Origin of the sequence: Telmatospirillum sp. J64-1 (genome assembly GCF_006980715.1) — a bacterium.
Lineage (GTDB): Bacteria > Pseudomonadota > Alphaproteobacteria > Rhodospirillales > Magnetospirillaceae > Oleiliquidispirillum > Oleiliquidispirillum nitrogeniifigens.
The window spans coordinates 227,039-236,125 of the sequence record NZ_SBHN01000004.1 but is presented as its reverse complement, the minus strand read 5'-3'; the positions used below and the strand labels follow the sequence as shown (position 1 = coordinate 236,125).

The window sequence follows — 9,087 nt, the reverse complement described above, 5'->3', positions numbered from 1 at the left end:
CGTCGCCTTGATGCGCGAGATCAGGCCGTTGCTCTCCTCGCCCAGCGCGATCCGCGCCAGGAAGTCGGCCTTGACCTTGGCCGCATCGTCGACCCCGGCCGGCACCCGGTGGGTGAGCAGCTCGACAAGGAAATCCTCCTCGCCCGCGGGCGGCGTCCTCAACAGGCCGACCAACTCTTCCGTCTGCGGGGCAGACAGCGGCAGGGGCGGAATCCCGAGCGCGGCACGCTCGGCGACATGCTGGCGATAGGCTTCAAGCACGACTGGATCCTCTCGATAATTTGGTTGCGGGAGAGACTTCTTACTTCCTTGGCCACAACCGCGCCATACAGCCGTCAGGACAGGGGCGGCAAGCGCCGTGATCGTCTGGTATGACCGCTGTGGCGGGGTCTCGTGGCGAGAAGATAGCATCCCCGCACGAAAAAGGAAGAGAAACACCCACCCTTAAGGGCGGGAAAGGAGTGGTTGTCATCGCTTTTTCTTTCTTCCCCGCCAGGACTTCGCGAAACGTTCCGGATGACAGCTAAATGATAGATGCGGGTGTTAGGGTGCTTGGTTTACGAGGGCTCCGCCAGAGAGCCGAGAAAGAACTATGGGAATGTCCATGTTGACCAGGCTCGTAAAGCCCCGGCAGCGGTGGGTCCATTGCTGCCCTCCCTCTCTTGAATCTTCCGGCGCCAGATGAAAGAGACACTTGTGCCGCCGAAAAGCGGCGTTCGTCTTCCCTCTCCGCTGTCTCTCGCCAAGTTGGGCTTCAGTCTGGCCCTGGGCTTCTGCGGGGGCTGGCTGGCCTATCGTCTTTCGCTGCCCTTGCCCTGGCTGCTGGGCGCCCTGATGGCGACGCTGATCCCCAGCATGGGGGGCGCGCGGCTGCAGGGGCCGAAGCATCTGCGTTCGCTGGTCCTGGCGATCGTCGGGGTGTTCCTGGGCGGCGGCTTCACCCAGGATATCTTCGGCCATTTCGGCACCTGGCTGATCAGCCTGGGCGGCATGTTCATCACCACCCTGATCATGAGCCTGTTCGGCATCTGGTATTGCCGCAAGATCGCGGGCTATGACCGCCCGACGGCCTGGCTGTCCGGCCTGCCGGGCGGTCTCAGTGCCATGACGGTCATGGCCCCGGATCTGGGCGCCGATGTGCGTCTCGTCGCCCTGACCCATGGCGTGCGGCTGGTCACTCTGCTGGTCGGCCTGCCTTTGGCCTTCGAGGTCTTCCTGGGGATCGACGTGGCCGACGCGGCCTTGCCCGAGCCCTGGGTCGATGCGGCCGCGACCGCCCTGTCCTGGGCCGATGGGGTGCTGCTGGCGGCCTGCGTGGTGGCGGGGATTCCGTTGGCCAGGCTGCTGCGCCTGCCCACGCCGATCTTCGTCGGCCCGATGTTGGTCAGCGCGATCCTGCATCTGGCGGGCCTGACCGAAGCCCATCCGCCGGGCTGGGTGCTGGTGGCGGCGCAGGTGGTGATCGGCGTCTCGGTCGGCGTGCGGTTCGGCGGCTTTCCCTTCCTGCGCCTGCTGCGGACCTTGTGGTCGGCGGGCGTGCAGGCCCTGGTGACGCTGCTGATCAGCTTGGCGGCGGCCTTTGCGACGCAGGAGATCACGGGCCTGTCCCTGGGGCCGATCCTGCTGGCCTATGTCCCCGGCGGTGCGCCGGAAATGGGCATCGTGGCGTTGTCGCTAGGACTCGATCCCGCCTATGTGACCGTGCATCACCTGGCCCGTCTCGCCCTGATCCTCCTGGCCATGCCCTTCATCACGCAATATCTGGTGAGGCATGCCAAGGCCGGCGGTCATGCGCCCGGGGCGCCCTGAACGGCGCGTCCTCCGCCCCGGGAAGGCACGTCGGGTCCTAGCCCGCCGCCTCCTGGAGCTGGAGCTTGAGCCGGGTCTTGTGGGCATTGGCGATATGCCGCCGCACGGCGGCTTCCGCCGCGTCGGGGTCGTGCCGGGCGATGGCGTCGACGACGGCGGCATGTTCCTCGATGGATTCCGCCCCCCGCTTCGGCGCGGCCAGGGTGGTGCCGGCGAGCAGGACCAGGGAGACCCGCATATTTTCCAGCACGGCGTTCAGGTAGCGGTTCTGGGCCGCCAGATGGATCTGGCGGTGGAAGGCCTTGTTGCGGCGGGCCAGTTCCTGGGGATTGTCGGCGAAAGCACGGTCCTGTTCGACCATTTCGCGCAGGATCTCGATTTCCGTCTCGGAGGCATGGACGGCGGCAAGCCGGGCGGCGGTGCCTTCCAGGACCTCGCGCAGGAAATACAGCTCGCCCACCTGATCGTAGTCCAGCTTGGCGACCACGGCGCCGTGATGGGGTTCGTGGGCGACCAGCCCCTGGGCCTCCAGCCGCTTCAGGGCCTCGCGGACGGGCGTGCGGCTGATCTGGAAGCGTTCGGCGATTTCCACTTCGCGCAGGCGGCTGCCCGGCGGCAGGACGCCGTTGTCGATGGCTTCCAGCAGCAACTCATAGGCGTTGAGCCCACTCGGTTTTCCGCGTGCCATTTTCTTCCTTTGCGTTCTAAACACCGGCGCCGGCTGTTGCCAGTCTCGCCGATGCGTGTATCCTAGCCTTAAAATACATTGGTATACAATGGGAGGGGTCGATGCGTATTGCGATCTTGGATGATTATCAAGGGGTATCGGAACGCTTCGCCGATTGGAGCCGTCTGCCGCCCGAGGCCGAACTGACGGTTTTCCGCGATACCCTGGCCGACGAGCAGGCCCTGGTGGAGCGTCTGGAGCCGTTTAACATCGTCTGCCTGATGCGGGAAAGGACGCCCTTTCCGGCCTCGCTGATCCGGCAACTGCCCAATCTGAAGCTGATCGTCACCACGGGCCAGAAAAATGCGGCCATCGACGTGGCGGCGGCCAGGGCACAGGGCGTCACGGTCTGCGGCACGCAATCGCCCGGCCATGCCACGGCGGAACTGACCATGGCGCTGATCCTGGCCCAGGCGCGGATGCTGGTGAGCGAGAACGCCTCCATGCGCGAGGGCGGCTGGCAAGTGAGCCTCGGCCGCGACCTGCGTGGCGCGACCCTGGGCATCATCGGCCTGGGCCGCCTGGGGGGGCAGGTCGCCACCTATGCCAAGGCCTTCGGCATGAAGCTGCTGGCCTGGAGCGAGAACTTGACCCAGGAACGTTGCGACGAATTGGGCGTGGAGAAGGCCGCTTCCAAGCAGGACCTGCTGAAGCGCGCCGATTTCGTCACCATCCATCAACGCCTGTCGTCCCGCACGCGCGGCCTGATCGGCCCCGAGGACTTTGCCGTCATGAAGCCGGACGCCTATCTGGTGAACACGTCGCGGGGCGAGATCGTGCATTGGCAGGCCCTGCTCGACGCCCTGGAGGCGGGGCAATTGGCCGGGGCCGCGCTGGATGTCTATGACGTCGAGCCGCTGCCCGCCGATCATCCTTTGCGCGCTTCGCGGAAGCTGCTGCTGACGCCTCATATCGGCTATGTGACCCGCGAGACCTACGAGGTCTTCTACGGCCAGACCCTGGAGGCGGTGCTGGCTTTCCTCAAGGGCGAGCCAATTCGGGTGATGGAAGGCTAGCCGCCAGCCGGGCGTCCGCCGGCCTGGGGAAGGCGATGGAGACAAGCAGGCCCTGCCGGTCCGGACTGTCCTTCAGCTCCAGGCCGGCGCCGTGGGCGACTGCCACTTCCTTGACGATGGCGAGGCCGAGGCCCGAGCCTTCCGTCTCTTCCCCGTTGAAGCGCACGAAACGTTCGACGGCCTCGGCCCGTCGGTTGACAGGGATGCCGGGGCCGTTGTCCTGGACTTCCAGGACCGGCCCGCGTCTTGCCGTGGCCGGGATCACCCGGACGGTGATGATGGACTGGGACGGGCAATAGCGCAGGGCGTTGTCGAGAAGATTGCCCAGCATCTCGCGCAGCATCACGCAATTGCCCAGCACCATCGCCGAGGCCTGCGGATCGTCCGGGCCCTCGAAGCCCAGGTCGATGTCCTGTCGGATCGCCCGGCCCACCCATTCACCGGTAACCTCGGCGGCGAATGCCTTCAGGTCGAGGGAGGCGAGGTCCAGGGTCTTGCGGCCCTCGGGCGCGAGGCGGGCGAGCTTGAGAAGCTGCCCCGCCAGGCGCGAGGCCGTGCGGGCGTGGGAGAGGATCCCTTCCAGGGTTTCTCTCTCATGGTCGTGGCGGGCATGGCGCAAGGCCCATTCGCTTTCCGCCTGCAGGGCCGCCAGCGGCGTCCGCAACTGGTGCGAGGCATCGGCGATGAAGCGCTGGTTGGCGGTGATGCTGCGGTCCAGCTTGGTCAGCAGGCCGTTCAGGGCATGGACCACTTCGGCGATCTCGGCCGGGGTCTGTTCCTCGATCGGCCGCAGATCGTCGGGCGAGCGGCGGCGGATGGCCGTGCGCAGGTCCTCCAGCGGGCTCAGGCCCCGGGTGATGCCGATCCAGGCGAGGATGCCGCCGATGGCGACGACGATGAGGAAGGCGATGCCGGTATTGACCAGGATGGTGCCCAGAAGCTCCTGCCGTTCCCGGCGGGTCTGGGTGATGTAGATCGTGGTCCAGCCTTCCAGATAGGGGGCCGAGACGAAGCTGCGCAGGGCGACTGCCCGCACTGTTTCACCCAGATAGACGCTTTCGTAGAAGAAGGGTGTGCCCGGCTCCAGGACCCGCGACTTGTCCGGGCGCGGCAGGTCGGCATGGCCGGTGACATAGGCGCCGTCGGGGCCGGTCACATGGTAGTAGGTGTCTTCATGGGTGAACTCATGCAGCAGCATCTCCATGTCGCGCGACAGCAAATCGCCCCCGGTCGTGACGGTATAATTGGTGATGCTGACCGCCAGGGCCGCGAGCAGGCGGTCCTGAACCTGCTCGGCCGCATTGCGCATATAATAGTATTTGGTCGCCAGCAGGCTGGCGGCCAGCAGCAGGCCCGGCCCGACCAGCCAGACCAGCAGCCGCAGCCGCAGGGAATTCAGGAACATGGTCTCTATTCGCTCAGCATGTAGCCCAGTCCGCGCACCGTCCGGATGCTGATGCCGGGTGTCGAGATCTTCTTCCGCAGGCGGCTGACATAGAGTTCGATGGAACCGATGCTGGCGGATTCATCGAAGCCAAACAGATGCTCCGCCAGGCGTTCCTTGGCGATGATCTTGCCGTAATTGCGGATCAGGACTTCCAGCAGGCTGCGTTCACGCGGCGTCAGGGCCACGTCATTGCCATTCAGCGTGACCGTCCGCTGGACCGTGTCGAAGGCCAGCGGACCGGCTTCGATCAGCGGGCTGCGGCTGCCGCTGCTGCGCCGCAAGAGGACGCGGGCACGGGCTTCGAGTTCGGACAGTTCGAAGGGCTTGACCATGTAGTCGTCGGCGCCCGCATTGAGGCCGGCGAGACGCTCGTTCAACTCGCCGCGCGCCGTCAGGATCAGCACCGGTACGTCGTTCTGGTTCCGGCGCAGGCTGCGCAGCACGTCCAGGCCGTCGCCGCCCGGCAACGATAGGTCGAGGATGACAAGGTCATAGCTTTCGCGGCCGAGCACGTCCATGGCATCGGCGGCGTTGTGCAGCATGTCGACGGCGTGATCGACTTGCTGCAAGGTCCGGGCGATGCTCTGTGCCAGGGAACGGTTATCTTCAACGACGAGAAAGCGCATGTCGCACCATAGGGCATTTCGTGAAACCAACTCAATACGTCAGAAAATTTCGACGCTGTAAGCTTATCGACAGCTTCGTAAGCTAACGTGCCTCCTGCAGTGTTAGCTGGGCTAGGTTCAAACGAAAAGACCCGCGTATCTGCATAAAGAGGGGAACGTCCAGAAAAAGTGTGCGGATACCTGTCAGTGCCGCAGGACGCCTCCCTTCATTCGCCGCAATTTTAGATTTCGGGAGGGGCACATTAATGTCCTGGAAATCCATTAAGACTGTCGGCCGTCAGGCCGGTGCTATTGCCGTTGCCACCGCTGCCCTCGTGACGGCTTATGCTTCCCCCGCTCTTGCCGCCGATTTCTCGGGTAAGCGCGTCGAGCTTATCATGCCGTTCCAGGAAGGCGGCGGGACCGATACCTGGGGCCGCTTCTGGGTGCCGCATCTGAGCAAGCACCTGCCGGGCAATCCCTCGGTCGTCGTCCGCAACATTCCCGGTGGCGGTTCCACCACGGGGGCCAACCAGTTCGAGGCCCGTGCCCGGCCCGACGGTCTGACCCTGCTCGGCACCTCCGCTTCCACCCATTTCCCCTATCTGCTGAACGACCGCCGCGTCCGTTTCGAGGCCAAGGACTGGGAAGTGATCCTGGGCTCGCCGACCGGCGGCGTGGTCTTCGTGCGTCCTGAACTGGGCGTGCAGTCGGCGGCCGATATGGGCAAGCTTCGCGGCCAGAGCCTGAAATACGGCAGCCAGGGCGCGACCTCGCTCGACCTCGTGCCGCTTCTCGCCTTCGACATCATGGGCCTGAACGTGGATGCCGTCTTCGGCATGCAGGGCCGCGGTGCGGGCCGCCTCGCCTTCGAGCGCGGCGAGGTCAACATCGATTACCAGACCTCTTCGGCCTACATCAACAACGTGAAGCCGCTGATCGAAGCCAATCAGGCGGTCCCGCTCTTCTCGTGGGGCATGCTCGACAGCAACGGCAATATCGTCCGCGATCCCTCCTTCCCCGATCTGCCCAGCTTCCCCGAAGCCTATGAAATGGCCTTCGGCGAGAAGCCCTCGGGTCCGGCCTGGGAAGCCTACAAGTCCTTCTTCATCGCCGGTTTCCCGGCCCAGAAGATGCTGGTCCTGCCCAAGGGCACGCCGTCGGAGATCGTCGAGGCCTATCGCGCCGCTGCGACCGCGGCCATCAACGACCCTGCCTTCCAGGAAAACCGCGAAGCGGCCCTGGGCGAATACGAGCAGGTGGTCGGCAAGCCGGCCGAGGTCATGATGGAGCAGGCCTTCAGCGTCTCCGAAGAATCCCGCAACTGGGTGCGGAACTGGTTGACGGAAAAGTATTCCGTCCAGTTCTGACGCTCACTTAGCAATCTAGTTCTCCCTCATCGAAGGGGTGAGCCCCCGGCTCACCCCGATTTTTCACCTGCCACCCCTTGGCGGCGGGAGAGGGATGCTTTGCGTCTTTCGACCGGAGTTTTTCATCAATGCTCGACGCAATGCTCTCTGGCTTGAGCCAACTGGCTCAGATCCAGCACCTTATGTATCTGGCGATCGGTGTCGGCCTGGGGCTGATCGTCGGCATTCTGCCCGGTCTGGGCGGGATCGTCGGCCTGTCCCTGCTGTTGCCCTTCATCTACGGGATGGACCAGATCTCGGCCCTGGCGATGCTGATCGGCCTGGTCGCGGTCATTCCCACCTCCGATACCTTCACATCGGTTCTGATGGGCATTCCCGGCTCCAGCGCCTCGCAGGCGACGGTGCTCGATGGCTTCCCGCTGGCCAAGAAGGGGCAGGCGGCACGCGCCTTGGCCGCTGCTTTCTCGGCTTCGTTGCTCGGTGGCCTGGTCGGGGCTGCGGTGCTGACGGGCTTCGTCCTCATCGCCCGTCCGGTGATCCTGGCCTTCGGCTCGGCTGAATTGTTCATGCTCTCGATCCTGGGCCTCAGTATGGTCGGCGTCCTGGCAGGCCACAGCCTGCCCAAGGGCATCGCGGCGGCGGGCTTGGGCCTGCTGCTGGGCGGCCTGGGCGCGGCCCCGGCCACCGGCGAGCTGCGCATGAGCCTAGATTCCGTCTATCTGATGGACGGTATCCCGCTGGTCATCGTCGGCCTGGGCGTCTTCGCCTTCCCTGAAATCATCGATCTGTGCCGTCAGAACCGTTCCATTGCCGAAGCCGGCAAGCTGGGCAGCGGTTGGCTCACCGGCATACGGGACATGATCCGTTATCGCTGGCTGTGCCTGCGCTGCGCGGGTCTGGGCAGCCTGGTCGGGACCATCCCGGGCCTGGGCGGCGCCGTCGTCGACTGGATCGCCTACGGCCATGTGGTGCAGTCCTCGAAGGACAAGTCGCAATTCGGCAAGGGCGACATCCGCGGCGTGCTGGCCCCGGAAAGCGCCAACAACGCCAAGGAAGGCGGCGGCCTGGTGCCGACGCTGCTGTTCGGCATTCCCGGTTCCGGCGGCATGGCCGTGTTCCTGGGCGGCATGGTGCTGGTCGGGCTGGAAACCGGCCCGGCCATGATCGGCCGTAACCTCGACATCACCTATGCCATCATCTGGTCGCTGGCCATCGCCAACGTCCTGGGCGCCGGTGCCAGCCTTCTGATTTCCCCCGCCGTCGCGCGCCTGACCACCATCCCTTACGGCTATCTGGCGCCGTTCATGGTGATGGTGATCTGCTTCGCCGCCTTCCAGGCCACCCGCAGCCTGGGCGATCTGCTCGCCCTGCTGGTGATCGGCATCCTGGGCGTGCTGATGAAGCGCTTCGGCTGGTCGCGTCCGGCCTTCCTGATCGGCTTCGTCCTGGCGGCCAATGCCGAGACCTATCTCTATCAGGCCGTCCAGTTCTACGGCTTCGAGTTCCTGCTGCGTCCGGGCGTGCTGATCATCCTGGCCATCACCGTTCTGTCGGTCTGGCTAGGCTCGCGCCGCCGTCCCGAGAACCCGGTCGAGAATGCCGAGGAAGAGGGCTCGCGCGCCAAGAACCTGATGCCCCAGATCGCCTTCACCGGCCTGATCTTCCTGATCGCCGCCTTCGGCTTCTGGGATTCCCTGCAGCATACCTTCCTGGGCAGCGTCTTCACCGGCAGCATCTCGGCCGTGATCATGGCCGTCAGTGCCTTGCTGCTGTGGAAGTTCCTGTCGGGCAAGCATAGCGACCCCGCCAATTACGACCACGAGGTCGAGGCCGGGCTGCGGGACGACCCCACCGTCGTCAGCCTGTCCCATTACGTGCTGTGGATCGCCGGCCTGGTCGCCGGGACCGCCCTGGTCGGCTTCTTCATCAGCGTCGTCGTCTTCTTCCTCTTCTTCCTGCGCCTGAAAGCCGGTGCCTCCTGGCTCCGTGCGGTTCTGCTGACCGCCGCCGCCATCTCGGGGCTGCTGCTGCTGGCCCATACGCTCGTCCTCGACCTGCCCGGCGGGTTGCTGCAGGACGCCCTTCGTCTTCCCTGGCCCTTGGGGTAATGCGC

At 65.2% G+C, this 9,087-nt stretch carries 7 protein-coding genes and 1 pseudogene; 4 read left to right on the top strand and 4 right to left on the bottom strand.

Annotated features, from left to right (window positions below; all coding sequences use genetic code 11):
- Nucleotides 1-261, bottom strand: a pseudogene (locus EPD66_RS05940) (aconitate hydratase B); the annotation flags it as partial.
- A 420-nt stretch (nucleotides 262-681) separates the two neighbouring features.
- On the opposite strand from EPD66_RS05940, the gene EPD66_RS05935 reads away from it, so the two are divergent.
- A complete protein-coding gene (locus EPD66_RS05935) occupies nucleotides 682-1,809 on the top strand; it encodes an AbrB family transcriptional regulator (RefSeq protein ID WP_142847563.1) in 1,128 nt (375 codons plus the stop codon).
- 37 nt (nucleotides 1,810-1,846) lie between these two features.
- On the opposite strand, the gene EPD66_RS05930 is transcribed toward EPD66_RS05935, so the two are convergent.
- On the bottom strand, nucleotides 1,847-2,497 hold the full coding sequence (locus tag EPD66_RS05930; RefSeq protein WP_142847562.1) for a GntR family transcriptional regulator: 651 nt from the start codon (nucleotides 2,495-2,497) through the stop codon (nucleotides 1,847-1,849).
- A gap of 101 nt (nucleotides 2,498-2,598) precedes the next feature.
- On the opposite strand from EPD66_RS05930, the gene EPD66_RS05925 reads away from it, so the two are divergent.
- Complete coding sequence (locus tag EPD66_RS05925) at nucleotides 2,599-3,552, top strand: D-2-hydroxyacid dehydrogenase family protein (protein WP_142847561.1); 954 nt, start codon at nucleotides 2,599-2,601, stop codon at nucleotides 3,550-3,552.
- On the opposite strand, the gene EPD66_RS05920 is transcribed toward EPD66_RS05925, so the two are convergent.
- Both EPD66_RS05920 and EPD66_RS05915 read right to left on the bottom strand, forming a co-directional pair.
- Nucleotides 3,518-4,957 carry a sensor histidine kinase gene (locus EPD66_RS05920; protein WP_142847560.1) on the bottom strand — a complete coding sequence of 480 codons (1,440 nt, stop codon included), beginning with the start codon at nucleotides 4,955-4,957 and terminating at the stop codon, nucleotides 3,518-3,520. The genes EPD66_RS05925 and EPD66_RS05920 overlap by 35 nt on opposite strands.
- 5 nt (nucleotides 4,958-4,962) lie before the next feature.
- Nucleotides 4,963-5,625, bottom strand: coding sequence for a response regulator transcription factor (locus EPD66_RS05915; protein WP_142847559.1), 663 nt, complete (start codon nucleotides 5,623-5,625; stop codon nucleotides 4,963-4,965).
- 245 nt (nucleotides 5,626-5,870) lie between these two features.
- Here EPD66_RS05915 and EPD66_RS05910 point away from each other — a divergent pair, with 245 nt between their 5' ends.
- Nucleotides 5,871-6,974 (top strand): tripartite tricarboxylate transporter substrate binding protein, encoded by a 1,104-nt coding sequence (locus EPD66_RS05910; protein WP_142847558.1) that lies wholly within the window; start codon nucleotides 5,871-5,873, stop codon nucleotides 6,972-6,974.
- 128 nt (nucleotides 6,975-7,102) lie between these two features.
- Nucleotides 7,103-9,082, top strand: a complete 1,980-nt coding sequence (locus EPD66_RS05905) for a tripartite tricarboxylate transporter permease (protein WP_142847557.1) — start codon at nucleotides 7,103-7,105, stop codon at nucleotides 9,080-9,082.
- The last annotated feature ends 5 nt before the right edge of the window (nucleotides 9,083-9,087 follow it).